General features: G+C 63.7%; 26 protein-coding genes and 1 pseudogene. 12 read left to right on the forward strand and 15 right to left on the reverse strand.

Annotation, left to right across the window (positions count from 1 at the left end; translation table 11 throughout):
• Window positions 1-8 precede the first annotated feature (8 nt).
• From lptB to ABD704_RS09350, 4 genes are read right to left on the reverse strand one after another with little or no spacing between them, the layout of a single operon-like run.
• Window positions 9-782 carry an LPS export ABC transporter ATP-binding protein gene (lptB, locus tag ABD704_RS09335; protein WP_344699413.1) on the reverse strand — a complete coding sequence of 258 codons (774 nt, stop codon included), beginning with the start codon at window positions 780-782 and terminating at the stop codon, window positions 9-11.
• Entirely contained in the window at window positions 782-1,333 is a 552-nt protein-coding gene (locus ABD704_RS09340; RefSeq protein ID WP_344699414.1) for an LptA/OstA family protein, read from the reverse strand. The genes lptB and ABD704_RS09340 overlap by 1 nt, the downstream gene beginning before the upstream one ends.
• Before the next feature lie 5 nt (window positions 1,334-1,338).
• A complete protein-coding gene (gene lptC, locus ABD704_RS09345; RefSeq protein ID WP_344699415.1) occupies window positions 1,339-1,977 on the reverse strand; it encodes an LPS export ABC transporter periplasmic protein LptC in 639 nt (212 codons plus the stop codon).
• 8 nt (window positions 1,978-1,985) lie between these two features.
• Window positions 1,986-2,609 carry a ribonuclease D gene (locus ABD704_RS09350; protein WP_344699416.1) on the reverse strand — a complete coding sequence of 208 codons (624 nt, stop codon included), beginning with the start codon at window positions 2,607-2,609 and terminating at the stop codon, window positions 1,986-1,988.
• A gap of 220 nt (window positions 2,610-2,829) precedes the next feature.
• On the opposite strand from ABD704_RS09350, the gene ABD704_RS09355 reads away from it, so the two are divergent.
• Window positions 2,830-3,654: a cold-shock protein gene (locus ABD704_RS09355; protein WP_344699417.1), complete on the forward strand. Its 825-nt coding sequence runs from the start codon at window positions 2,830-2,832 to the stop codon at window positions 3,652-3,654.
• A 67-nt stretch (window positions 3,655-3,721) separates the two neighbouring features.
• Here the strand turns inward: ABD704_RS09355 and ABD704_RS09360 are convergent, their stop codons facing one another.
• From ABD704_RS09360 to ABD704_RS09375, 4 genes are read right to left on the reverse strand one after another with little or no spacing between them, the layout of a single operon-like run.
• On the reverse strand, window positions 3,722-5,284 hold the full coding sequence (locus tag ABD704_RS09360; RefSeq protein WP_344699419.1) for a S10 family peptidase: 1,563 nt from the start codon (window positions 5,282-5,284) through the stop codon (window positions 3,722-3,724).
• Entirely contained in the window at window positions 5,281-6,582 is a 1,302-nt protein-coding gene (locus tag ABD704_RS09365) for a metal-dependent hydrolase family protein (RefSeq protein WP_344699420.1), read from the reverse strand. The genes ABD704_RS09360 and ABD704_RS09365 overlap by 4 nt, the downstream gene beginning before the upstream one ends.
• Window positions 6,583-6,630: 48 nt before the next feature.
• Window positions 6,631-8,229: a cisplatin damage response ATP-dependent DNA ligase gene (locus ABD704_RS09370; RefSeq protein ID WP_344699421.1), complete on the reverse strand. Its 1,599-nt coding sequence runs from the start codon at window positions 8,227-8,229 to the stop codon at window positions 6,631-6,633.
• A gap of 35 nt (window positions 8,230-8,264) precedes the next feature.
• A complete protein-coding gene (locus tag ABD704_RS09375) occupies window positions 8,265-8,573 on the reverse strand; it encodes a hypothetical protein (RefSeq protein WP_344699422.1) in 309 nt (102 codons plus the stop codon).
• 169 nt (window positions 8,574-8,742) lie between these two features.
• On the opposite strand from ABD704_RS09375, the gene rpmG reads away from it, so the two are divergent.
• Window positions 8,743-8,910 carry a 50S ribosomal protein L33 gene (rpmG, locus tag ABD704_RS09380; protein WP_344699423.1) on the forward strand — a complete coding sequence of 56 codons (168 nt, stop codon included), beginning with the start codon at window positions 8,743-8,745 and terminating at the stop codon, window positions 8,908-8,910.
• 133 nt (window positions 8,911-9,043) lie between these two features.
• Here the strand turns inward: rpmG and ABD704_RS09385 are convergent.
• A pseudogene (locus ABD704_RS09385) lies at window positions 9,044-9,391 on the reverse strand (response regulator); the annotation flags it as partial.
• A 46-nt stretch (window positions 9,392-9,437) separates the two neighbouring features.
• Between ABD704_RS09385 and ABD704_RS09390 the strand changes: the two are divergent.
• The 5 genes from ABD704_RS09390 to ABD704_RS09410 are packed head-to-tail and all read left to right on the forward strand — an operon-like array spanning window position 9,438 to window position 12,767.
• On the forward strand, window positions 9,438-9,719 hold the full coding sequence (locus ABD704_RS09390) for a DUF3572 family protein (protein ID WP_344699424.1): 282 nt from the start codon (window positions 9,438-9,440) through the stop codon (window positions 9,717-9,719).
• On the forward strand, window positions 9,716-10,462 hold the full coding sequence (locus ABD704_RS09395; RefSeq protein ID WP_344699425.1) for an SDR family NAD(P)-dependent oxidoreductase: 747 nt from the start codon (window positions 9,716-9,718) through the stop codon (window positions 10,460-10,462). Before ABD704_RS09390 ends, ABD704_RS09395 begins: the two co-directional genes overlap by 4 nt.
• Window positions 10,463-10,494: 32 nt before the next feature.
• Window positions 10,495-10,956 (forward strand): RidA family protein, encoded by a 462-nt coding sequence (locus tag ABD704_RS09400; protein ID WP_344699427.1) that lies wholly within the window; start codon window positions 10,495-10,497, stop codon window positions 10,954-10,956.
• A gap of 46 nt (window positions 10,957-11,002) precedes the next feature.
• Window positions 11,003-11,641 (forward strand): glycerophosphodiester phosphodiesterase family protein, encoded by a 639-nt coding sequence (locus tag ABD704_RS09405; RefSeq protein WP_425565423.1) that lies wholly within the window; start codon window positions 11,003-11,005, stop codon window positions 11,639-11,641.
• Window positions 11,628-12,767 carry a GNAT family N-acetyltransferase gene (locus ABD704_RS09410; protein ID WP_344699429.1) on the forward strand — a complete coding sequence of 380 codons (1,140 nt, stop codon included), beginning with the start codon at window positions 11,628-11,630 and terminating at the stop codon, window positions 12,765-12,767. Before ABD704_RS09405 ends, ABD704_RS09410 begins: the two co-directional genes overlap by 14 nt.
• On the opposite strand, the gene ABD704_RS09415 is transcribed toward ABD704_RS09410, so the two are convergent.
• The 5 genes from ABD704_RS09415 to ABD704_RS09435 all read right to left on the reverse strand — a co-directional run bounded on the left by ABD704_RS09415 (window position 12,743) and on the right by ABD704_RS09435 (window position 18,854).
• A complete protein-coding gene (locus ABD704_RS09415; RefSeq protein ID WP_344699430.1) occupies window positions 12,743-13,669 on the reverse strand; it encodes an isoaspartyl peptidase/L-asparaginase family protein in 927 nt (308 codons plus the stop codon). The genes ABD704_RS09410 and ABD704_RS09415 overlap by 25 nt on opposite strands.
• Before the next feature lie 62 nt (window positions 13,670-13,731).
• Window positions 13,732-15,555: a DUF4231 domain-containing protein gene (locus tag ABD704_RS09420; protein WP_344699431.1), complete on the reverse strand. Its 1,824-nt coding sequence runs from the start codon at window positions 15,553-15,555 to the stop codon at window positions 13,732-13,734.
• A gap of 23 nt (window positions 15,556-15,578) precedes the next feature.
• Entirely contained in the window at window positions 15,579-16,166 is a 588-nt protein-coding gene (locus ABD704_RS09425) for a hypothetical protein (RefSeq protein WP_344699432.1), read from the reverse strand.
• A 43-nt stretch (window positions 16,167-16,209) separates the two neighbouring features.
• Complete coding sequence (locus ABD704_RS09430) at window positions 16,210-16,704, reverse strand: hypothetical protein (RefSeq protein ID WP_344699433.1); 495 nt, start codon at window positions 16,702-16,704, stop codon at window positions 16,210-16,212.
• A 23-nt stretch (window positions 16,705-16,727) separates the two neighbouring features.
• Window positions 16,728-18,854 carry a TIR domain-containing protein gene (locus ABD704_RS09435; protein ID WP_344699434.1) on the reverse strand — a complete coding sequence of 709 codons (2,127 nt, stop codon included), beginning with the start codon at window positions 18,852-18,854 and terminating at the stop codon, window positions 16,728-16,730.
• A gap of 109 nt (window positions 18,855-18,963) precedes the next feature.
• Between ABD704_RS09435 and ispG the strand changes: the two genes are divergently transcribed.
• The 3 genes from ispG to ABD704_RS09450 are packed head-to-tail and all read left to right on the forward strand — an operon-like array spanning window position 18,964 to window position 21,184.
• Window positions 18,964-20,097: a flavodoxin-dependent (E)-4-hydroxy-3-methylbut-2-enyl-diphosphate synthase gene (ispG, locus tag ABD704_RS09440; RefSeq protein ID WP_344699435.1), complete on the forward strand. Its 1,134-nt coding sequence runs from the start codon at window positions 18,964-18,966 to the stop codon at window positions 20,095-20,097.
• Window positions 20,098-20,139: 42 nt separating this feature from the next.
• Window positions 20,140-20,262 (forward strand): hypothetical protein, encoded by a 123-nt coding sequence (locus ABD704_RS09445; protein WP_344699436.1) that lies wholly within the window; start codon window positions 20,140-20,142, stop codon window positions 20,260-20,262.
• Between the two features lie 19 nt (window positions 20,263-20,281).
• Entirely contained in the window at window positions 20,282-21,184 is a 903-nt protein-coding gene (locus tag ABD704_RS09450) for a DMT family transporter (RefSeq protein ID WP_344699437.1), read from the forward strand.
• On the opposite strand, the gene ABD704_RS09455 is transcribed toward ABD704_RS09450, so the two are convergent.
• The gene (locus tag ABD704_RS09455; RefSeq protein WP_344699438.1) at window positions 21,181-21,822 is read right to left on the reverse strand and encodes a DUF1345 domain-containing protein; all 642 of its coding nucleotides are present in this window, start codon (window positions 21,820-21,822) and stop codon (window positions 21,181-21,183) included. The two genes, ABD704_RS09450 and ABD704_RS09455, sit on opposite strands and share 4 nt — an antisense overlap.
• A gap of 50 nt (window positions 21,823-21,872) precedes the next feature.
• On the opposite strand from ABD704_RS09455, the gene ABD704_RS09460 reads away from it, so the two are divergent.
• Together ABD704_RS09460 and ABD704_RS09465 are read left to right on the forward strand one after the other, a co-directional pair.
• Window positions 21,873-22,187 (forward strand): DMT family transporter, encoded by a 315-nt coding sequence (locus ABD704_RS09460; protein ID WP_344699439.1) that lies wholly within the window; start codon window positions 21,873-21,875, stop codon window positions 22,185-22,187.
• Window positions 22,188-22,270: 83 nt separating this feature from the next.
• On the forward strand, window positions 22,271-23,023 hold the full coding sequence (locus tag ABD704_RS09465; protein ID WP_344699440.1) for a hypothetical protein: 753 nt from the start codon (window positions 22,271-22,273) through the stop codon (window positions 23,021-23,023).
• The last annotated feature ends 11 nt before the right edge of the window (window positions 23,024-23,034 follow it).

Consider the following 23,034-nt stretch of genomic DNA (forward strand, 5'->3'; position numbering starts at 1 on the left):
GATCCGTCCTAGAGCGCGAAGCTCTCGCCGAGGTACAGGCGCCGGACCTCCTGGTCGGCGACCAACGCTTCGGGAGTACCCTGGAACAGCACCTGACCGTCGTAGATGATGCAGGCGCGATCGACGATGTCGAGCGTCTCGCGGACATTATGGTCGGTGATCAACACGCCGATTCCGCGCTGCTTCAGGTCGCGGACCAGCTCGCGGATATCGGCGATGGAAATGGGATCGATGCCGGCGAACGGCTCGTCGAGCAGCATGATCGACGGATCGGCCGCAAGCGCACGGGCGATCTCGCAACGTCGCCGCTCACCGCCCGATAGCGCCATGGCGGCCGAATCGCGAAGGCCGGCGAGGCCGAATTCGTTCAGCAACTGCTCCAGCCGGTCGCTCCGCGCCTGGCGGTCGGGTTCGGCAACTTCCAGCACTGCCAGAATATTCCCCTCGACCGTGAGCCCGCGGAAGATCGACGTTTCCTGCGGCAGGTAACCGAGGCCCAGGATCGCACGCCGGTACATCGGCAGTTCGGTAATGTCCTGGTTGTCGAGGAAGATGCGTCCGCTGTCCGGCTTCACCAGCCCCATGACCGAATAGAAGCAGGTGGTCTTGCCGGCGCCGTTGGGGCCTAGCAGCCCGACAACCTCGCCCCGGCGAACGTCGAGCGACACGTCGTGGAGCACGGCGCGGCGGTCATAGGCCTTGGCAATGGAGCGGACTTCAAGCCCGTCTATCCCTTGCCGCGCGTCGGCTGCTGGTCTCGCAAAGGCCGCAGCCTCGTTCATCAGCTTCCGTTCTTCTGTGGCACCGTGAAGTGGCCCGTTACGCGGCCGCCGCTCGAATTGACGCCCGGTGGGCCGCCATCGACGACTGCACGTCCTGTCTCGAGGTTGATCACCAGCCGCTGGCCATTGACGATATTCGGCCCACGCGTGAGCTGCACGTTGCCGATCAGCGTGATTAGCTTGGCGTCGAGATCGTAGATGCCAAAGTCGCCCTTGGCCGTTTCGGACGGACTGCGGACGACGACGCCGCCTGCTGCGTCGAGCCGGCGGATCTGGACGCCACGGGCGCCCTGCTTGCCGCCGGAATAAGCGACGGTGAGGCGCGCGGTGTCGAGGTTGAGTTCGGCCTGCGTCACATGAACGTTACCGGCGAAGATCGCGCGGTCGGCGCGGTCCTGCACTTCGATGCGGTCCGCGGTGACATCGACCGGCGCATTGCTGTTGTGTCCCTTGAGCGCCGAAGTCGGCTGTTCCTGGCGCACCTGTGCGACCGCAACGCCGGTCGCCGCGACGGCAAGGCTGGTTGCAAGGATGATGCCAATGGAACGCATGCCCCTCACTTGACCGCCCCTTGCACGATTTTCAAGCGAGCGCCGCCATCTAAGACGACACTCCGGCTGCCCAGGTCGGCATGAAGCCGCGCCGCCTGGAACTGCCCGAGGCGCATTTGGCCCGAAACCGGGCCGCCGCTGTTGAGCTGCCGACTGTTGAGGTCGACCATGACGTCGCTGGTCGCGAGCCGGTAGCCGTCGCCGCCGGTCACGCGGACCGGGCCGTTGATCAGCACCTGCTTGCGGTCGAGATTATACTTTCCCGTATTCGCCGCGATGGTCACCGGCCCCTGCGGCTGCTCGAGCTGGGCGAGCATTCCGTTGATGTCGACGACAGGCACGTCGCTGCTGCGCTGGATCGCGTTATTCGCGTTGATAACAAACTTCTGCCCCTTGTCGTCACTCCCCACGTAGCGAGCGGATTCGACTCGCATGCGTTCTTGCGCACTTTGCACTTTTTTCTTGTCGAGGATGAAGCTGACGTCGCCCTTGCGATCTAGCGGGGCGAGGGCGAGCACCGCGATCAGCACGCCAACCGCGCTCGGCAGCAGGATCTTGGTCCAGCGCACCAGACGGTCATGCGCGCTTCCGGGCACCGCCCAGCGCTGCTTGCCGGTCCGCTGGCGGATGGTCACGTCAGCCACGGCTGCAATCAGCCATCATGCGCCAGGATGTCCTGGTCGGCCCAACCGGCGATGTCGAGCAGGGCCCGAGCCGGAAGGAAGTCAAAGCAGGCCTGCGCGAGCGGCATGCGCCCTTCGCGCTCGAGCCGCTCGTCGAGCTTCTCTTTCAGCGCATGAAGGTAGCGGACGTCGCTCGCCGCATACTCGCGCTGCGCCTCCGAGAGCTCGGGCGCGCCCCAGTCGCTCGACTGTTGCTGCTTCGACAGGTCGACGTTCAGCACTTCCTTGACCAGGTCCTTGAGGCCGTGGCGATCGGTGTAAGTGCGAACGAGCCGGGATGCGGTACGCGTGCAATAGAGCGGCGCGGCCATGATCCCAAGATAGGCCTGCATGATCCCGACGTCGAACCGCGCGAAATGATAGAGCTTAAGCCGATTCGGATCGCCCAACAGGGCCTTGAGCCTTGGCGCCGCAAAATTGCTCCCCCGCCGGAAGCGGACGAGATGCTCATCGCCCTTGCCGTCCGACAGTTGCACCAGGCACAGCCGGTCGCGCCCGGGAATCAGTCCCATCGCCTCGGTGTCGACGGCAATCGGGCCGTCGCCGAACGAAACGTCGGCGGGAAGATCCTCCTCGTGGAAATGAACGGCCATTGGCACTCCTGAAGCGACTTGATGGGCCCGCTTTAGTCCGCGTGACACCCTCCATTCCAGCCCTACTGATTCTGTTCCAGATTGAATCACTAGAGCCGCTGATAATTTTGAGCTAAGGACGTGAACGGTGCGTGAGTGAGACACGTGCCGTGACCGGTTGCGCCAGGGGCCCAGCGCGTTGGTTCTATCTCATTGCGGGCACACGGAAGTTTAGGACGGCATGGGTTTCGATAGAGGGCGCAAGGGGGATCGCGGTGGTCGCGGCCGCGACAAGCGTGACAGTTTCGGTGAAGAGAATTCTTCTTCTTTCGGTGGTGGCGGCGATTTTGCCGGCGGCGGATTCCAGGAGCGGGGCGGCTACGGCGGCGGACGCGGTGGATTCGGCGGCGGCGGCGGCGGCGGCTACGGTGATCGCGGCGGTGGCGGCGGTTACGGCGGCGGTGGCTACGGCGGCGGCGGCGGTGGTTTCCGCGGCGGCGGCGGTGGCGGCGGCGGTTTCCGCGGCGGCGGCGGCGGCGGTGGCGGAATGCCTCCCCAGGTCGTTGGCGAAGGCAAAGGCGTCGTAAAATTCTTCAATCCGCAAAAGGGCTTCGGCTTCATCGTCCGCGATGACGGCGGTGAGGACGTGTTCGTCCACATTTCGGCGGTCGAGCAGGCGGGTCTTACCGACCTTGCCGACGGCCAGCCGTTGGAGTTCACGCTCGTCGATCGCGGCGGCCGTATCTCGGCGACGAACCTGCGCATCGAGGGCGACCCGATGCCGGTGGAGCGCAGTGGTGGCGGTGCAGGCGCGGCCGGCGGTGCCGGTGGTCCGCAGCGTCAGCTGACGGGCGAAAAGGCCAGCGGCACGGTCAAGTTCTTCAACTCCATGAAGGGCTTTGGCTTCATCCAGCGTGATGACGGCCAGCCGGACGCATTCGTTCACATCTCGGCCGTCGAGCGCGCGGGCATCCCGACGCTCAACGAAGGCGACCGGCTTGAGTTCGAACTGGAAGTCGATCGTCGCGGCAAGACCGCTGCAGTGAACCTGCAGACGATCAGCTAGGCTGAGACGAGCTTTCTAAGGGGGCGAGGAGCCGGCGGGGGAAACCTCGCCGGCTCTTTCCTTTTGCCTACATCGCGCTGTCGTAGAAGCGGTCCAGATCGCTCTTCAGCTGACGCGACGAGGCCGGGTCGATGTACATCATATGGCCCGCCGGATAGTAAGCGTAGGTGATGTTGGCGGCGACGGACGGCTCGATCGCCATGTGTCCGACCTCATAATCCGCGCCCATGAACGGCGTCGCGAGGTCGTAATAGCCGTTGACCATGAACAGCTTCATCCGCGGGTTCTGCCGCATCGCGTCAGCCAGATCGACGCTGGTGTCGGCGATCGGCTGATTGCCCTGTGAGCTCTTGTGGGTGAACTCCCACTTGCCGCCGATCCCGCCGTAATTGTTGATCCGGTACGTGAGCGGCGTCTTGTAGCCGAGATCGCGGAACAGATAGTCGTTGATCGCGCCGGTGAAGCCGCCGGTGATTGCGCTGGCCTGCGGGTCGTAGGTCGGGTCCGAACCTACCTGATCCGCCTCGGTGCCGAGGTAGCGCGAATCGATACGGCCGATGATCTGGCGGCGGTCTCGCAGAAGCTCGCGCCGGAAGCGCTCGGGATCGACGCGAAGGTTCGCGCGCAGAATATAATCCGCCGACAGGCCCGTCAGCGCCGCCATCTGATTGGCAACCGAGCGCTTCTCTTCATCGCTGATTGCACGCCCCTTCTGCAACGCCGCCGCATAGGGTCCGGTCGCAAAGGCGCGGGCCTGCTCGGCAAAGCTGTCGAGCGTGCCGTTGTGCGCCACCCGGCCATGGTACCAGGCGTCGGTCGCGTAGGTCGGCAGGAAGTTGATGAAGACCTGGTCACCGCCGAAGTCTGCGAAGTTCAGCACCGTCGACACAAGCACGATGCCGTTGAGCTGGACGCCCTTGTCAGCGAGTGTGTTCGAGAGACCCGCCGCGCGCAGCGTGCCGTAGCTTTCGCCGATGATGAACTTCGGGCTGTTCCAGCGGCCGTACTTCGTCAGGTAGCGCTGGATGGCTCGCGTAAAGGCATCGAGATCCTTGTCGACGCCGAAGAAGTCTTCGGGCTTACCCTTGCCGACCGGTCGCGACAGGCCCGTGGTCATGGCGTCGAGGAAGACAAGGTCCGACTTGTCCAGCAACGTGTCCTGGTTGGACGACACACGGAACGGCGGTCCGCTGATGGTTTCGGGGATCGAGGCGTCCACCTTCATCGGGCCGAACGAGCCCATGTGCAGCCACATCGTCGAGCTGCCAGGGCCCCCATTGAAGAGGAACGTCACCGGTCGCGGACGACCGTTTGTGCTCGGCATCGTGTAAGCCGTGTAGAACATGCTCCCGACCGCTTCGCCGTCGTCGTTGCGGATGGTGAGCGTGCCCGGCGTCGCCGTATAGGTCAGGGTCCGCCCGCGGAAACTGATCGAGCGCTTGACAGGCTGAGCCGTCTCCTCCGCGGTCGCCTTTGCCGTATCGTCGTCCTTGCCCTTGTCCTTTTCTTTTGCTGCCGCGTCGGCCTGGGCGCCCGGCGGCGGAGCGTCGCCGGCGTTGGTCGAAGCCTGCTGCGCGACAGCGGTACTGGACAGCAGCAGGGAAATCAGAAGCAGGGACGATCGCATCATTGACCTTTCATCGGGATCGGACGTCCCTGCGCCATGACATAGCCGACGCGCTGCACAGCCGTCGGATCGACCAACGGGTCTCCATCGACTGCAATCAGGTCGGCGGCCTTGCCGACATCGAGCGTGCCGGTCTCATTAGACAAGTTCATGAGGTCCGGTCCGCCCTTGGTCGCGGCGATCAATGCATCGCGCGGGGTCATGCCGCCCTTGGTCACCATCAGCTCGACCTCCTTGTTGGCGAGCGTGTGCGCGGCGACCGCGCTGTCGGTGCCGAGCGCGATCTTCACGCCAGTGCGATAGGCGAGGTTCAGGCCTTTGCCCCACACGCCGAGCGTCTCGCGCGTCTTCGCTTCCATCGCCGGCGTCATCTTGCCGGTCCCGAGCATGCCGCTGACGCCGCTGAACGCCATCAAGGTTGCGGAGTAGTAGGTGCCGTGCGCTTTCATCGCTCGGGCGCCAGCCTCGTCGAGGAAAGTGCCATGCTCGATCGAATCGATGCCGGCATTGGTCGCCGCGAGGATGCCGCGGGCGCCGTGCGCGTGGGCAGCCGTCTTGAGGTGCATGGCGTGTGCCATGTCGACGATGCCCTTGAGCTCTGCATCGGTGAAATGCTGCTCCAGACCCATCGCGCCAGGGTCGAGCACGCCGCCGGTCGCCATCACCTTGATAACGTCGACCCCGGCAGCCGCCAGCTTGCGAACGACCTTCTGGCATTCCTCGACGCCCGTGCAGACGGACGGATTGAGGTGCGCTTCGTTGATCGCGTCGGCGAGCTCGGGCGGCAGGCCGGTAGCGGCGTCGGCATGGCCGCCGATGATCGACAACGGCTCGCCGGAAACCTTGATGCGTGGGCCGGGGAAGCGCCCCTCCGCGACGGCGTCGCGAACCGCGATGACGGAAGAAGTGTCGCCGCCAAGGTCACGCACCGTGGTGAAGCCCGCACGCGCCATCTCCAGCGCGTGCGTCAGCCCGAGCGTGGTGCCGTAGGGCGTTGAATATTTCTGCGTGAAATAGCTGTACCAGGGCGTGCCGGACGTTTGCGTCAGGTGGACGTGCACATCCGTCATGCCCGGCAGCACGGTGCGGCTCCGCTCATCGACGACGATCGCGCCCTCCGGCGCCGTGAAGCCGTTATCGATCCGGACGATGCGCCCGTTGTCGACAAGCACTGTCGAGTTGCCGCGCGCCGGCTGAGCAGCGTCGACGATCAGCCTCCCGGCCTGGATGGCGTAGGTCTCGGCATGAGCGGCACCGGCCACGGCCAGCGCAGCCGCGCCGGCGAGCAATGTCTTGAGCATGAAATTCCCCTTTCGAAGGGGCGAGGATTAACGGCTAAAGCCGCCGCTTCAAGTTACCTGTGCACGCAGGGTTGCAATGGTGTCGGCCTCGTTCGCCGGCTTGTCGGTGCGGATCCGGCTGACGCGCGGGAAGCGCATGGCAAGACCCGACTTGTGGCGGGTGCTGGCGTGGATCGAATCATAGGCAACTTCGAGGACGAGTCCCTTCTCGACCTCACGCACCGGGCCGAAGCGCTGCGTCGTGTGGCCGCGAATCCAGCGGTCGAGCCATTTGAGCTCCTCGTCGGTGAAACCGAAATAGGCTTTGCCGACCGGGAGCAACTCGCCCTCCTCGTTCCAGCAGCCGAAGGTGTAGTCGCTGTAATAGCTTGAGCGTTTGCCCGATCCGCGTTGCGCGTACATCAGCACGCAGTCGGCGGTCAGCGGATCGCGCTTCCATTTGTACCACAGTCCGGTGCGGCGGCCGGCGACGTAGGGGCTGTCGCGCCGTTTCAGCATGATGCCCTCGATGGCGACATCGCGGGCGCTTGTGCGGAGATCTTCCAGCTCTTCGAAGCTCGCGGCGGCGATGACCTGGGAGATATCGAAGCGGCTAGGATCGAGCTGGCCGACGAAGCGCTCGAGACGCTCGCGGCGCCGCTCCCAACCTAGCTCGCGCAAATCCTCGTCGCCGTCGAACAGGATATCGTAGAGCCGGACGAAGGCGGGGTAGGAGCCGAGCATGTTCTGGCTGACATTCTTGCGGCCGAGCCGTTGCTGCAGCGCATTGAAGCTGGCGGCGGACTCGACTTCCAGGCCAGCGCCTTGTGCCTCGCCGCGGACCAGCAGCTCACCGTCGAGCACTGCGGGCGTGCGGAACGCCTCGGCGACGTCGGGAAAGCTGCCCGAGATGTCGTCGCCGGTGCGGCTGTATAGGCGCGTGTCCCCGCCGGCGTGGACGAGCTGGACGCGGATGCCATCCCATTTCCATTCGGCCACATAATCGTCGAGCGAGACCTTGGTGTCGTCGAGCGGGTGGGCGAGCATGAAGGGCCGGAACACCGGCACATCGCGCACCGTCGGCTGATCGCCGCGTCCCTCCGCCCAGTCGAACATCTCGGTGAACGGCGGGCGGAGGCCGTGCCAAACCTCCTCGACCGCCTCGACTTCCAGTCCGAAGGCTTGCGCCAACGCTTGTTTCGCTAGCCTCGCATTGATGCCGACGCGGAGTTCGCCGAGCGCCAGTTTCAGCAGCGCGTAGCGGCCCGACGCATCTAGATGATCGAGCATCGAGGAGAGCAGGCGCGGTGCCTCAAGCTTTGAGGCATTGCGCAGCCGATCGATCGCGTCGGTGATGCGGATAGTGGCGTCATCGATCTCGGGCGGCTCCCCGTCGCGTTTCGGCCAGAGCAGCGAGACCGTCTCGGCGGTGTCGCCGACATAGTCTCGGCTCATCATGAATAGGACAGGATCGATCCGCTCGGCCACCAGGCCGCGAACGGCGGCAGGTTTCACGTGCGGAATATCGAGCGTGCCGGTGAGCGCCGCGAGGCCGTAGCCGCGGTCCGGATCGGGAGTTTCCTTGAGGTAATCGCCGATGAGCTGAAGCTTGGTGTTCCGCGAGCGCGTGTAGACGAGGTCGTCGAGCAGTTGCGAGAAAGCGCGCATCGCGCCTTCAAATGCACGAACGGTGTTACGGTGCCTTAATGAAGGCGGATCGCGAGCGCGGCGAGGATCTTGGTGCAGTCGCCGGCCGAGTCGCTGTCGAGAGCTTCGTCGATATGTTCGAGGCAGCTATGCATCGCTACTCGGTGCCCGGGCAGAAGTGCCAATTGCGCCGAATGACGGGCCAGGCCCTCTAGAGCGGCGAGCCCGTTGACGGCTGCGAGCTTGCGGATCGCGTCCATTTTCGCGTGCATGTCGAGCGGGGAGAGGCGGGTGCCGGCCTGGCGGATTTCCGCCACGCGCAAACCGACCTCGTTCCTCACCTTGGCGAGCGGATCGGTGGCCATCACTTCGTCCCTCCTGTTAACGGAGGTTCGCTCAAAGCCGTTAAGGAGCGGTTACGGGCGTGTGAAAGGCCTGTGTCAGTTGACAATTCCGGGTCGCTGCGTCATTGGCGCGGGCAGTGAGCGGCTCGATGCCGCTTTTCTTTTTTCTGCAGAAATTTGGGACTGTCCGATGGCCAAGCCGGCAACCGTCAAGATCAAGCTCGTCAGCAGCGCCGATACCGGCTTCTTCTATGTGGCGAAGAAGAACCCGCGCACGCAGACCGAGAAGCTGAGCTTCAAGAAGTACGACCCGGTCGTACGCAAGCACGTCGACTTCAAGGAAGCCAAGATCAAGTAAGTCGGGCGCGGCGCCGCCGCGCTCAGCCTTCCTCGCCTCCGGTCTCGCTTGGGCCAGGGCTGTCTTCCGATTCGTTTCTCAGGCTGTCAGCGTCCTCGATAGGCGCATCCTTCGCGGGCTCGTAGCCGTCCTTCAGCAATTGCTCGACCGTTTCCGCGAAGCGCACCACCGAAATCGGCTTCGACACATAAGCCTGCGCGCCTGCCGCGCGGATGCGCTCTTCGTCGCCGCGCGCGGAATAAGCGGTCACGGCCATGATCGGGATCTCCGACAGCTTATCGTCGCCGCGGATCAGTCGGATGAGGTCGAGTCCGCTCACGTGCGGTAGCTGGATATCGGTGATCACCAGGTCCGGCGAGAAGTTGCGCGCGGCGTCAAGCGCATTACGGCTGTCGGTGACGGCCTCGGGCTCATGCCCATGCGCGGCGAGGAGGTCGCAGAACAATTTGATGTTCAGCGCATTGTCCTCGACGATCAGGATCTTCGCCAAATTGCTTCCTTTGCCCGTTCATATGTGTCTGTAGGCAATGGTGCTTCAGACACCAAACGACCCTTACGCTCTCGCCCTCGCCGCACTTGCGGCGATGCTGACTGACGAACGCCGGGCCCAACGGTTCCTCGACCTGACCGGAATCGGGACAGACGAACTGCGGCACAGGGCGAACGAACCCGCTTTGCTGACGGCCGTCATTGCCTTTCTTGAATCCCATGAGCCCGATTTGCTCTCCGTTTCGGAAATGATCGGCGTTAACGCCGAGGCATTGGTTGCCGCCCGGCGACAGATTGAATTCGAACGAGGAATGCCATGACCAAGACCGTGCTGATCACTGGAGCGACCGCTGGATTCGGACGCGCCGCGGCAAGGCGATTCATCGGCGGCGGCTGGAATGTCATCGGTACGGGGCGCCGCGCTGAACGACTGCGCACGCTGCAGGAGGAACTCGGCGACGCCTTCCTACCGCTTGAGATCGACATGCGTGAACGCGAGCAGGTGGAAGGTCTGGCGAAACTGTCGCCGCCGTGGGGCGACATCGACCTTCTGCTCAACAATGCCGGCCTCGCGCCGCCGACCGACCCGCTTCCGGACACGGATTGGGCGCGCATCGACGATGTGCTGGAGACCAATATCGCCGGCCTGGTCGCGCTGACCCGCGTGCTTCTGCCCAAGCTGATCGAGCGCAGGGGGCAGATCATCAACCTGTCGTCCGTCGCCGCGACCTATCCGTACAAGGGCGGTGCGGTTTACGCCGGGACGAAGGCATTCGTGCGCCAGTTCTCGCTCGACCTGCGTTGCGATCTTGCCGGGACCGGCGTTCGCGTCACGTCAGTCGAGCCGGGAATGGCGGAGACCGAGTTCACGATCGTCCGCACCGGCGGCGACAAGGAAGCGTCCGACAGACTGTACGCGGGCATGGATCCGATGACCTCGGAGGACCTCGCCGATCTGTTCTGGTGGCTTGCGACTTTGCCGCCGCACCTCAACATCAACGCCATCGAGCTGATGCCGGTGACGCAGAGCTGGGCGGGCTTCACGGTCAACCGCGAGGCTTGATTCACGCGGCGCGCAGTGCTTGGGGCTGCGCCATGAGCATCGACCAGCGCCTTTCTGAACTCGGCATCAATCTTCCCGAGCCCGCCGCCCCCGTCGCGGCCTATGTGCCGGCCGTGGAGCGCGGCGGCCTCCTGCACATTTCAGGCCAGATCAGCTTCGCCGAGGACGGCAGCTTGATTAAAGGACGCCTGGGCGAGGACGTCGACCTCGACGGTGGCATTGCCGCCGCGCGGCGCTGCGGGGTCATGCTGATCGCCCAGATGAAGGCGGCGCTCGGTTCGCTCGATCGGGTCGAGAAGATCGTAAAGCTCGGCGTATTCGTGAACAGCGATCCTTCGTTCATCGACCAGCCCAAGGTCGCCAACGGCGCGTCGGAGCTGATGCAGGACGTGTTCGGCGAGGCTGGCCGCCACGCGCGCAGCGCGGTCGGCGTTGCGGTTCTTCCGCTTGGCGTCGCCGTCGAAGTGGACGCGATCGTCGCCGTCAGGGCCTGACCCGCTCGACCCCGGTCCGGCCGGGTTTGCGCACCGGGGCCTGCACTTGGGCTCCGGAATTCCCGAGAACAGCTGGGGCGCCTTTGCGGCGGCGCTGGAGCGGGGCTGCGGAATCGAGTGCGACCTCCGGCTGACGGCGGACAATCGCATCATTGTGTTTCACGATTCCGATGCGATGCGGATCTGCGCGAGCCCGATGCGGATTGGGAAATCGACTTGGGACGAATTATCCCGGCTGCGGGTGGGCGAGCGGCCAATTCCGACTTTGGAAGACTTGCTTTCACTTGTCGGCGGCCGCGTTCCGCTGTTGCTTGAAGTAAAGGTCGAAGACGATCTGTGGCGCTGGGGTCCTGCACTCCGAAGGGCGCTTCTAAGCAACTCGGATCGGATCGGCGTGATGAGCTTCGACCCGCGCATCTCCAGCATTTTGAAGACAGTCCTGCCTCATGTTCGTCGCGGGCTCGTGGTGCGCGCAAACCTCGCGGGTTGGCGGCGAACGATCGCGCTGTGGCTGGCCAAGCCGCAATTCTTGGCCGTCGATCGTGCGGCACTCGACAGGCCATGGGTCGCGACGCTGCGGCGGCGGATGCCGGTCTACAGCTGGACGATCCGCGCCGCCGAGGAGCGAAGGCAAGCGCAGGTTCATGCCGACGCGCTCATCTGGGAAGCCGATGGCCGACCGTGAAACCGAAGTCCTCGCGAAAATCGCGTCAGGGGTCTCCGGGCTGAACGCCGCGGCCTGGGACAGGCTTGGCGATGGCGATCCCTTCCTTAACCATGCATTCCTGTCGGCCCTCGAAGATTCGGGCAGTGTCGGCGCCGGCACAGGGTGGACGCCCGCGCCGATCCTCATCGAGGACGAAGCGTCGCGACTGGTTGCTGCGGCGCCCGGCTATCTGAAATCGCACAGCCAGGGCGAATATGTGTTCGACCACGGCTGGGCCGACGCGTGGCAGCGCGCGGGCGGAGAATATTATCCCAAGCTGCAGGTGGCGGTGCCGTTCACGCCCGTTCCGGGTCCGCGCCTTCTTGGCGAGCGGCCGCAGCAATTGCTTGCCGCGATCGAGGCAGTGACGACGCAGAACGGAATTTCGTCCGCGCACATCACCTTCATAAACGATGCGGGGCTGGAGGAATGCCGCCGGCGCGACTGGCTTGAGCGGCACGGCGTCCAGTACCATTGGTTCAACCGCGACTACGGCAGTTTCGAGGATTTTCTCGTCGCGCTGACCAGCCGCCGCCGCAAGACGATCCGCAAGGAGCGGGCGGCAGCGCGCGAGGGGCTAACCTTCCGAGCGCTTCGCGGCGAGGAGATCCAAACCGCAGACTGGGACGCGATGTGGGCATTCTATCAGGACACCGGCTCGCGGAAGTGGGGCCGGCCTTACCTGACCCGCGAGTTCTTTGATCTGGTTAGTGAGCGGATGGGCGACCGCGCACTGCTGTTCCTTGCCGACCGTGACGAAAGACCTATTGCCGGCGCGCTCAATTTCATCGGGCCGAAGGCGCTCTACGGACGCTACTGGGGCACCGTCGACGAGGTGCCGTTCCTCCACTTCGAATTATCCTATTACCAGGCGATCGAGTGGGCGATCGATCATGGCCTCGCGACGGTGCAAGCTGGTGCGCAGGGCGAGCACAAGATCACCCGTGGTTATGAGCCGGTCGTCACCCGCTCGGCCCATTTCATCCCGAACCGAAGTTTCCGCGACGCGGTGTCAGATTTTCTCGAGGCTGAGCGCGAGGGGGTCGCCGCTGAGGTCGAATGGTTGCGGCAGGACTTGCCCTACCGGTCGGCGTACTCCGCATAGATCCTCACGGTCCGGCCGCTCGCATCGGCCATGCCGCGATACATGGCCGGGGTGGTGAAGCCCCAAGCCGCTTCACCGTTCGGGCCGACAGCAATCAGGCCGCCCTTCCCACCGAGCGACCGAATATCAGCGAGAGTGGCGTCGAGGGCCGATTGCAGTGACTGGCCGCCGATCCGAACGCGTTCAGAGAGCTGGTGCGCTGCGACCGAGCGGATGAAATACTCCCCGGAGCCGGTGGCCGACACCGCCGCGGAGCGGTCGTCGGCATAGGTCCCGGCGCCAATAAGCGGCGAATCGCCTACCCGGCCCCATCGCTTGGCAGTGAGTCCGCCGGTCGAAGTGGCCACCGCGACATGACCGTCGAGATCGACGCCAACCGCGCCGACCGTGCCATACTTCACCTCATCGTCGAAGCCGTCGCTGGCGAGTAACTCGTCGAGCTGCCGGCGGCGCTCCGGAATCTCGAACCAGCTGTTCGCGACCTGCTCCAGCCCATGCTCCTGGGCGAACCGGTCGGCGCCCTTGCCGGACAGGAAGACGTGGGGACCTTCCTTGAGGAGCAGGCGCGCAAGGCTGATTGGCGCGCGTGTGGTACGAAGGCCCGCAACCGCTCCCGCCCGGCGGTCGCGGCCGTCCATGATAGCGGCGTCGAGCTCGATGCAGCCATCCGCCGTCAGCACGCTGCCGCGCCCGGCGTTGAAGCACGGATCTTCCTCGAGGACGCGCACAGCCGCCTCGACCGCATCGATCGACGATCCGCCACCATCGAGTACCGCCGAACCGACCGCGAGCGCTCTGTCCAGGCCCTCGCGCGCGCACTTTTCCTGTGCTGGATCGAGGAGGCCCGGGCGCATCGAGCCCGCGCCGCCGTGCACCACCAAACGCCACTTCCGTTCCGTCATGGCCGGCCCTTAGCGAGGCCGTTGCAGCGACGCCAGTTGACCGAACCGCGGGGCGAGAACGATCAGCCGACCGAGAGGTCGCGCTGCTGGTTGACGAGCCGCCACTCATCGAGGTCGGACAGCATGATGCGGGCGGCTTGCTCAGTCAGGTCCGCGGCACGTGACAGCGTCACGTCCTTGCGCAGTTCCTCTTCAATCTGGCGCAGCGTGTTCGCGGTGGACAACGACCGCAGCGCATCTCCGCCGAAATCGGCCTGGAAGCGGATGCCGAAAACCGCCGTGCCGAGGGCCGGAAAGCCGGCCGAAACCAGCGTGAACCAATTGCCGTAAGTAGTAACAAAATTCGCGCCGATACCCAGACCGACCAGCGTCGCCACGGACACGATCAGCGTTGCCGCGAATAGGGTCGTCGCGATCGAGGCCAGCCGCTCGTCGAGCGCGTCGATCTGGGCTGCGTGACGCTCATGATAATCGACTTGCGGCGCCACCTCGAAGTCCGCGATCGACCGCGCGAGGCGGGATGCGCATTGCGGATCGATCGAGCCCGATGGACAACCGATCGCACGCCAGATCCCGCTCGCATACCAATCGATCCAGCGTTTCGGCACGGGATTGGTCTCGGTGCCCGGCGGGTCAGGCGACGCGATGCCGAGCAACTTGAGGCTGCGCATCGGCCGCAGCCGTTCTGCGAGCTGGCGGTAGTCGAGCCAGCGGCGATGCCACTCTTGACGCGATCCGACGTGCGCATTGAGAATGATCGCGAAGGTAATCACCAATTCGAGCGCTGCGAACTCGAACTTGAGGTGCGGGGCCATGAATGCGCTGAGGCCGATGCAAACCGCGAAAGCGCCAAGGACGAAGTTGAAGATATGTCCGCTGCGATAGGTTTGCGCGAAGTGCGTCGCGAGCCTGTCCGCCCAGCTATATGCCCGCTCAAGGAGGTCGATCGGCGCGCTTATATTGTGCGCCTCCGCGCAGCCGGCGCGGTATTGGCGCCATTCGTCGCGGATCTGCTGCTCGCCGGCTTTCGCGTTTAGGTCACCGGCCTTGATCCGTCGCACGCCGGCTGCCGTGAGCAGTAGCGGGTACTCGATCCGGGCACGGATGTTGCGCATCCGCTCGCGCGTGAAGCGCTTGAGGAAATCCTGTTCCTGCTCGTCCGGAGGCGGCATCAGCAGGCCCCTTAGCAGGAGATCCATGCCTGAATGATTGAGCGGGCGCTCGGCCGTCGGATCGTCGAAGAAGGTGAGCACCGTCGGGTCGAACGCGCTCCACAACAGTCGAGGCTCCGCCGCAGGATCGAGCGGCAGGTGGATGACGGCCGTTCCATTGGTGATCGCCAGCTGGACAACCTCGCCGGTTCCGCCTCGTCCGCGTGGGGGAAGGCCGTCCCAAACCGCGATCAGCATGTCGCAGTGCGACACGGTCGCTCGGCCCGTCATCACATATGCATCGAGTTGCCGGTCCTCGTTGCCCGGAAGCTCGAGCACGCACACGGCTCGTTCGAGCAAGGCATCGAACCGTTCGCGCGCGCCATGGTTGGCAAGGCTTTCGCGATAGCGCGCTCGCTCGAACGGAAGCACGACCTGAAGCTCCCAGCCGAGCTCGAGCGCCACCTCTGCCGAGATCTGGTCGGCGCCATCCGCGACGGGCGAGACGAACCGAAGCCGCGGCGGGTCGGGCGAGAAACAGTCGGTTTCCTTGGCGAGCAGTTTCCGACCGGCTTCGGCAACGAGCAACAGCACCTCACGAATGCGGCCCCGAAGCGCATCAATGCTGCCTTCGGGAAGCACTTCCGCGCGATGCCCGGTCACCCCGACGGAGAGTACAAACGGAAGCTGCGGAGGACGCGACACGTTATCCGGTGCCGCGACCAATCCCTTCATCTCATCGCGGCGCGGTTCGCTGTTCAGTTGTTGAACACTCCCAACTCGTAAGCGACGAACCCGGCGAGAGCGACCACGCCGATGACGACCGCGACCGCAACCAGCGGGCTCTTCGTTGTCGCGTTGCTGTTCTGGTTCAGGCCACCGGGGTCGTACATGATCTGGTATGGACCCTGATGCGGGGTCGTTGAGAACATGAACGCGAATTTGAATTTCTGAACGGTCGAGTTGGCATTGCGGACCTTCAACGTCGTGTTATTTCCGACCAGCTTCGTCGCCACGAACCCATCCCAAAATTCGCGATCTGGGCACGGTTCGCTCAGGTCCTTGACGGTCTTCACCCACATTGGTGCGAGGTCAGGGTCCGGCTCGCCGTTAGGCTTCTTCCCAATATCCATGAAGTAAAAGCCTTCGCCCGTTTCGTCGACCAAGTCGAAATCGATTTCGAAGCCGTCGTAAAGATTTTCGCCGTTAAAAATCAGGTCGTTGCCCTTTCCTCCCAGCTTTTTGTCTTTGGGTTCGAGCCAGAATGAGTAGGGCTTCTCCGGCGGGGGCTTTGTGCTGTCCTTGACGATGTGAACCTCGACAGTGACTTTCTTTGGGCTAGCCATGGCAAAATCCCTTTCGGTTGATCTGGGTCGAATATTCCTCGTCCTACTTACGAGTGCTCCCGCCGTTCTGGTTATTGCCGCCCGGATCCCAGCTGACGAAGCGGTTCTTGTCAGCGCTGTCTTCGCCCCGCTTCACGACGTTGATCGTAAAAGCCCAATGCTCCTGGCTCGCATTGTCATTGCGCACGAACAGCCGCCGCTGGTGCGGTGAAACGCTGATCGGTTCCATAACGTCGTAATTGCAGACACTGTGCATGTCAGGACACGTGCGCTGACCCGGCTCTTCATGGCCTTCGACAACCCACATTGCATCGTGCGGCACCTTCGGAAACCGCAGCCCGTCGCCGGTCTGATCGTCGAGAACGAACTCAAGAAGGTGGTAGTCGTGCTTGCCCATGTCGTGGCGGTCCTTGCTGAAGACGAACTCGTCCCGGCTTTCGTCCCAAATGTCGGACTCTGGCTGGAAGTGGTATCCGCCGTCCTTGTCCTTCGTCACATGCAGCGTCACGGCATGCATCTCGCCTCTAGCTCTGGCCACAAATCTCTCCCTTTGTTCGCCCGCTAGGCGGGACGCGTGTATCCCATATTCTTGAGCGCGGACTTTAGCGGGCGCGCTTCCTCCGCCCGGCCAAGCCGTTCCAGAATCAAGGCATGCTCGTCGATCTCGGTAGACAATTCCGGCACGTCGGCTGGAAGAATTGCGAGCGCGCTCGCCCACGCAGACATGGCGCCGCCGCGATCGCCGGAACGCTGCAACGCGTCGCCCGTCAGCCGATAAAGCCCCGCGAGGTAGAATTTGTCCTTATTCGGATCTTCGGCATGAAAGTGCCGTGCCGCCGAGAGAGCCTGCCGCGCCAAAGCCGCCGCTTCAGCGCCGTCCCCCGCGTCGAGGGCCAGGCGGGCCTGCATTGCGAGACAGCCGCTTTGCCGCCGGTCGGAAGCGCCTCCCAAAGCAGCGACCAGCGCGCATGCGGCGCCGGTTTCATGCTCGGCGGCGGCACGATCGTGCGTTGCGAGTAGCGCCTTTGCCAGTTCGAGGTGAGCAGTAGCTGCGGCCCCCTTCCAAAGCGCGTTTGTCGGCTCGACCGGAAGGAGGTGGTCTGCATTCGCCACCGCCAGACGAAACTCCGCGATCCCCTCAGCGGCCTGCCCGTGGAGGACAAGCAGATTCCCTAGGCCTTGGTGCGCGTAAATCACCTGCTCCAGCAATCCGACGTCAGAGGGGGATCGCGCCAGCGCCTCGTTGAGAAAAGCGATTTCACGGGTTCGGGTTGCAATGGCCTCATTAAGACGGCCAAGCGCGCGATTCGAATCCGCCAACCATCCCATCAACTTCGCCATTTCGACGCGGTAAGTCCCATTTGCGGGATCGAGCGCCATCAGGTTCTGCATTGGGCTGAGCGCGCCTTGAAACTGCGCCAGCGCTTGATCGTATCGGCGCTTGTTATAGAGCGAGATCCCGAGGTCCTCTGCTCCATAAAGCGCTTCCATCCGCCACTTGAGGTTATCCGGCGCAAGTTGAACCAGGCGGTCGGCGAGTTGCTTATACTGCCTGTAATATTCGATTGCTGCGTCAGCCTGGCCGTCCATTCGCGCAATCTCACCCAGCCAAAACGCGTTTTGCGCCTGCTCGAAGATGGGTTGTGGATCGTCCGGCGTCCGGCGCACGGCTTCCTCGGTGCCCGCTAGCGCTTGTCGATACAGCGCCCGTGCCTGTTCGTATCGACCCCGCAAATAAGCGACTTGCGCGGTAATGCTTAGCGCTCGGGAGCGCTGGATCAGGGCGGCATCGGACAGCTCCGACGCGTCCTGCTTGCTATAGTAAGCCAGCACCCGCGAAGCGACGCCGTCGAGGGCGTCGAGCTTGCCGATCGGTTCGAGCTTATCCTTGAGATCTCCGACCATGTAAGCGACCAGCCCCTCGGCCTCCCGTCGTTGGTCGCGCGCTGCATCACGGCCTTGGATAGCGGTGACGGCAAGGGTGCTCGTCACGGCCATGCCGCCGAGCGACGCGGCGGCCAGCCAGGCCATCTGGCGATGACGTCGTGTCGTGGCGCGCTGGACAAGGTCGTCGAGCCCAACACCGAGCATGCCGGCCACCAGCTTGAGAAAGCCCAGCCGGCGCACCTCGTCGTTACCGCGCAGGTCGGCGGCGAGAGGCTCTGCGCGCTTGCCCGTCGGGCGGCCTCGCCGGTCGAACTTCTGCCGAAGCGCGGGCGGAAAGCATTCTTCCTCGTGCCGTTCCGGCATCTCGCTTGCGAATGGCTCGCCCGAAGCGATGGCGGCGAGCACATTGGCCTCGGAATGTGTCCGCTTGAATGTCTCGATCTCCGCATTGGTCCAATGAGACTTTGCCGAATTGGGAGAGCATAGGACGATCAGAAAGTGCGACGAGCTCAGTGCCGATCGGATCTCCTCACCGAGATCGTGGGCTGCCGCGAGCTCCTGCTCGTCGCGAAAAATGGGCGTCAGGCGTCTGGGGACAACGCCGTTTTCGGTAAGGCGTCCGGCGATGGATTTCGGCACCCGAAACTTCTCGAGCTCGCGGAACAGCCAGTCGGCGAGTTCCCGGTCGCGGTGGCTGTAGCTTAGGAAGGCATAATAGCGGGAATGCGTGCGTGTGTGCTTCGCCGGCGCGCTGGCAGGGTCGGGCGCCGCGTCTGCCTGCAATCGCGCATATTTGGTCAAACGCCGGCCCCCCGAGCGAGTCCCGTTAAGCCTGTTAACACAGCGGAATAAGGCGCGCCAATTTCGGCAGGCGGTTTCCCCCGCGCCCGGCAGGCCTTATATGGCTCCCATGTCCCTTCGTCCCTGGCGAGATATCGAGCGGCGTCAGTCGCGGCAGATCATGGTGGGCTCCGTCCCTGTTGGCGGAGACGCGCCGATCAGCGTGCAGACGATGACCAATACGCCAACGGAAGATGCGGCGGCGACCATCGATCAGATTCGGCGCTGCGAAGAGGCGGGTGCCGACATCATTCGCGTGTCGTGCCCGACGCAGGATGCGACGGCTTCGCTTCGGGAGATCGTGCGTGCGGCCCGCGTGCCGATCGTCGCGGACATCCATTTTCACTACAAGCGCGCACTGGAAGCGGCCGATGCCGGTGCGGCGTGCCTGCGCATCAATCCAGGGAATATCGGCTCGGAAGAGCGGGTCCGCGAAGTCATTTCGGCGGCGCGCGCCAACGGCTGCGCTATCCGGATCGGCGTCAATGCCGGCAGCCTCGAAAAGGACCTGCTCGAAAAGTACGGCGAGCCTTGTCCCGAAGCGTTGGTCGAAAGCGCGCTCGACCATATCCGCATTCTCGAAGACCACGGCTTCCGCGAGTACAAGGTCGCGGTGAAAGCCAGCGATGTGTTCCTCGCCGTCGCCGCCTATCAGCAGCTGGCGAGCCAGGTCGATTGCCCGCTGCACCTCGGTATCACCGAGGCGGGCGGCTTGATCGGCGGCACCGTCAAATCGTCGATCGGGATGGGCAACCTTCTTTGGGCAGGCATCGGTGACACGATCCGCGTGTCGCTATCGGCGGAGCCAGAGGAAGAAGTCCGGGTCGGCTATGAGATTCTGAAGGCGCTCGGCATTCGCAGCCGCGGGGTACGGGTGGTGTCTTGCCCGTCCTGCGCACGGCAGGGATTCGACGTGATCCGAACCGTCGAGGCGCTCGAAAGCCGTCTTCAACATATCAAGACGCCGATGTCCTTGTCGGTGCTGGGCTGTGTCGTGAACGGACCCGGCGAAGCGCGCGAGACCGACATCGGCATTACCGGCGGCGGCAACGGCAAGCACATGGTCTATCTGTCGGGCGTCACCGACCATCATGTGCAAGACGCCGACATGATCGAGCACATCGTCCGCCTGGTCGAAGCGAAAGCCGCCGAGCTCGAGGCTGCCGCGGCCGAGTTGCAGCCAGCCCTCGACGCCGCCGAATAGGCCTTTAGCCAAATTTCAACCTGTCCGGCGCACAGTCGCGCCGTGACCAAGCTATTGATCATCTTGCTTGTCAGCGGAGCGCTCGCCAACGGGCTGGCTCGCACGCACGAGGATCCACCGCTGCTCATCGATCCCGCCCCCAGCTCACTCGACGCCGGCCGCTAAGCGCCGCTAAGCGCGGGCCGTGAACCGCGTCACTCAGCATCCAGTCCAGGCCTTCCTCGCGGCGCTCGCTGCGGTCGGTACGCTGTCGATCATGGATGCGGTGATGAAGCACCTTGTGCTGGCCATCGGTATCTTTGCCGTCAGCGTCTGGCGCGCCATGGCCAACCTCATTGTTGGGAGTGCGTTGTACCTGCCGAGGCGCGGAAGCTGGCCGAGCAATGCGGTCATGCGGGTGCACGTCTTTCGCGGAATTATCGTGACGGTAATGGCCTTCCTCTTTTTCTGGGGGATCGGCCGCATCCCACTGGCGCAAGCGATCGCCCTGACGTTCATCGCACCACTGATCGCACTACTGCTCGCCTCCGCGTTCCTGCACGAAAAGATCGGAAGGATGTCGATTGTCGGATCGATTGCGGCGTTCGGCGGAGTGGTCATCATCGTGCTGGGTCAAGCCAAGGCGCAGCTTGGACGCGAGGCGTTGGTCGGGTCGATTGCCATCCTCGGCTCTGCACTCTGCTACGCAGTCAATATCGTGCTGATGCGGCATCAGGCGCTGTCCGCGAAGCCGCTGGAGATAACCTTCTTCCAGGCGGTAACGGTCATGGCCTTGTGGCTGCTCACCATCCCGATCGTGGGAATGCCGGTATGGCCGACCGGGCAATGGATCTGGGTCGCGGTCGCCTGCGTCCTTTCGACGGCGGGCACGCTAATCTTCGCGTGGGCCTACGCGCGAGGGGAAGCCGGCTACCTTTCCGTCACCGAATATAGCGCCTTCTTGTGGGCGGCAGCGCTCGGCTGGATCGTCTTCCAGGAGCGGGTGTCGGGCTACACGATTGCTGGCGCGACGCTGATCGTCGCGGGTTGCCTGGTCGCGGCACGGCGCAAGGTGACCGAGCCTCCGGAGATCGACGTGGCGGTCTAGCCGCTGCCGAGCACGTTGATGGTGAAGGCAATGACGCCGATGTTGAACGCGAAGGCTGCGAGACAGTGAATCGTCACGACCTTTCGCATGTGCGTTTCGGTGACAACGACGTCGGAAGTCGCAAATGCCATGCCGCAGGTGAAGCTGAAATAGACGAAATCCCAATAAACCGGGTTTGCGGTCCGCGGAAAATCTAAGCCGACGCAGCCAAGATCCGGATGGTTGTAGACCAAATGCGCGTAGTGGAAGGCATAAACTGTGTTCGCAAACAGCCATGCCAGCGCCAGCGTCGCAATGATCATTGCTTTGGTCATCGGCTGAGGATTGTCGACAACGGATTCTGCGCGAATGGCGATCAACAGCACCGCCATGACGATCCCCGTTATGGTCAGCAACAGGACGCGATTGGCGTCATTCGCTTTCGCGTGCTCGCGAATGATCCGTGCCTCGCGCGTTCCGAGTAGCGGCAGGCAAATGACGAGGAAGATAATGGCAGCGACGTCGAACGCGCTCATGGCGGACAACGCCCAACGGTGAAGATATCCCTGCGCCACCGGGAAACCGACGGCCAGCACGGCAAGGAAGGTCAGGAAGCGCACAGGCGCGATCATGTTGCCGATGCTTCGCCGGGTCGCCATTAGACCAGCGTAACGAAGGCGCAGCCTGCGCGTCCAGTGAAAGGATTGTCATGCCCTGGGTCTGGCTCATCGTCGGCGGATTTTTCGAAGTGGGATTTACGACTTCGCTGCGCTTCGTCGACGGGTTCAGAAACGTGCCTTGGACGCTGGCCTTCCTCGTTTCGGTATCGATCAGCATGGGCTTGCTTGAGGTCGCCTCACGGTCAATTCCGATGGGAACGGCCTATGCGGTGTGGGGAGGCATCGGCGCCGTCGGTACCGTAGTCGTCGGCATCCTGTGGTTTCATGAGCCGTCGAGTACCGTTCGGATCTTGCTCATCTTGGCGATCGTCACGGCTATCGCAGCCCTGCGGCTGACGGCCTGATCGAAGCGAGCTTTTCATTCCCCATTCACTCGTGCGTCGGCTAGGCTTGGCCGCACGCGACCAGATCCTGAAAATTCGAAGACTTGCCAGCCTATCGCCTTGCCGCACCTTATGCGCGTCCGCCACTACGCCGGCGGCTGTCAGGTGTCGCGCTCGCGCTGGCCGTAAACGCAGGGCTTTTTGCGATTCTTCTGACCCTTGGCGTCATCCCCCTTCCGCAGGCGCAAAAAAGTCTGCGCGGTACGATCATCGATCTGGCGCCGCTTAGTAAGAGCACGGCGGAGCAGAAATCCGAGAAGCAGCAAGAACAAAAGCAACAAGCGGCGAGCGACCGTCCCGTGCCGAAGCCCCCCCCGGTCGTGTTGCCGGTGAAGCCGACGATCAGTCCGCCGAAGGAAGCGCATAAACCCTCGCCCTGGCTCGAAATGAGCAAGGAAGAGATGGCGTCGTCGGACATTTCGAAGCTGGCTCAGTCCGGATCTGGTGGCGGAGGCGACAGCGAGGTCGTCGGCCGCGGGCCAAACGGAGAGGCGATGTATGCAGCCGAATGGGCCCGCGAGCCGACCGACGCTGAGCTCGCCGGATACGTGCCGAAGAACAGCAACGAAGGCTACGGGCTGGTTGCCTGCAAGACGATCGCGGGAAATCGTGTGGAAGATTGCGTCGAGCTGGGACAAACGCCGGGAACGCGCCTTGCTTCAGCGCTTCGTCAGGCTGCCTGGCAATTTCACGTCCGGCCCCCGCGCAAGGGCGGCAAATCCTTGATCGGCTCCTGGGTCAGGATCCGGATCGACTATTATGACGCAGGCAAGTCGTCAGATTACCCAGGCAATTAGCCGATCAGGTT

This window comes from Sphingomonas limnosediminicola, assembly GCF_039537965.1.
Lineage (GTDB): Bacteria > Pseudomonadota > Alphaproteobacteria > Sphingomonadales > Sphingomonadaceae > Sphingomicrobium > Sphingomicrobium limnosediminicola.

Bases quoted from the DNA above. Each gene is read 5' to 3' on its own strand.
- lptB (WP_344699413.1), bottom strand. From the start codon at position 782: ATGAACGAGGCTGCGGCCTTTGCGAGACCAGCAGCCGACGCGCGGCAA.
- ABD704_RS09340 (WP_344699414.1), bottom strand. From the start codon at position 1,333: ATGCGTTCCATTGGCATCATCCTTGCAACCAGCCTTGCCGTCGCGGCG.
- ABD704_RS09350 (WP_344699416.1), bottom strand. From the start codon at position 2,609: ATGGCCGTTCATTTCCACGAGGAGGATCTTCCCGCCGACGTTTCGTTC.
- ABD704_RS09355 (WP_344699417.1), top strand. From the start codon at position 2,830: ATGGGTTTCGATAGAGGGCGCAAGGGGGATCGCGGTGGTCGCGGCCGC.
- ABD704_RS09360 (WP_344699419.1), bottom strand. From the start codon at position 5,284: ATGATGCGATCGTCCCTGCTTCTGATTTCCCTGCTGCTGTCCAGTACC.
- ABD704_RS09365 (WP_344699420.1), bottom strand. From the start codon at position 6,582: ATGCTCAAGACATTGCTCGCCGGCGCGGCTGCGCTGGCCGTGGCCGGT.
- ABD704_RS09370 (WP_344699421.1), bottom strand. From the start codon at position 8,229: ATGCGCGCTTTCTCGCAACTGCTCGACGACCTCGTCTACACGCGCTCG.
- ABD704_RS09375 (WP_344699422.1), bottom strand. From the start codon at position 8,573: ATGGCCACCGATCCGCTCGCCAAGGTGAGGAACGAGGTCGGTTTGCGC.
- rpmG (WP_344699423.1), top strand. From the start codon at position 8,743: ATGGCCAAGCCGGCAACCGTCAAGATCAAGCTCGTCAGCAGCGCCGAT.
- ABD704_RS09390 (WP_344699424.1), top strand. From the start codon at position 9,438: ATGGTGCTTCAGACACCAAACGACCCTTACGCTCTCGCCCTCGCCGCA.
- ABD704_RS09395 (WP_344699425.1), top strand. From the start codon at position 9,716: ATGACCAAGACCGTGCTGATCACTGGAGCGACCGCTGGATTCGGACGC.
- ABD704_RS09400 (WP_344699427.1), top strand. From the start codon at position 10,495: ATGAGCATCGACCAGCGCCTTTCTGAACTCGGCATCAATCTTCCCGAG.
- ABD704_RS09410 (WP_344699429.1), top strand. From the start codon at position 11,628: ATGGCCGACCGTGAAACCGAAGTCCTCGCGAAAATCGCGTCAGGGGTC.
- ABD704_RS09415 (WP_344699430.1), bottom strand. From the start codon at position 13,669: ATGACGGAACGGAAGTGGCGTTTGGTGGTGCACGGCGGCGCGGGCTCG.
- ABD704_RS09420 (WP_344699431.1), bottom strand. From the start codon at position 15,555: ATGAAGGGATTGGTCGCGGCACCGGATAACGTGTCGCGTCCTCCGCAG.
- ABD704_RS09425 (WP_344699432.1), bottom strand. From the start codon at position 16,166: ATGGCTAGCCCAAAGAAAGTCACTGTCGAGGTTCACATCGTCAAGGAC.
- ispG (WP_344699435.1), top strand. From the start codon at position 18,964: ATGTCCCTTCGTCCCTGGCGAGATATCGAGCGGCGTCAGTCGCGGCAG.
- ABD704_RS09455 (WP_344699438.1), bottom strand. From the start codon at position 21,822: ATGGCGACCCGGCGAAGCATCGGCAACATGATCGCGCCTGTGCGCTTC.
- ABD704_RS09460 (WP_344699439.1), top strand. From the start codon at position 21,873: ATGCCCTGGGTCTGGCTCATCGTCGGCGGATTTTTCGAAGTGGGATTT.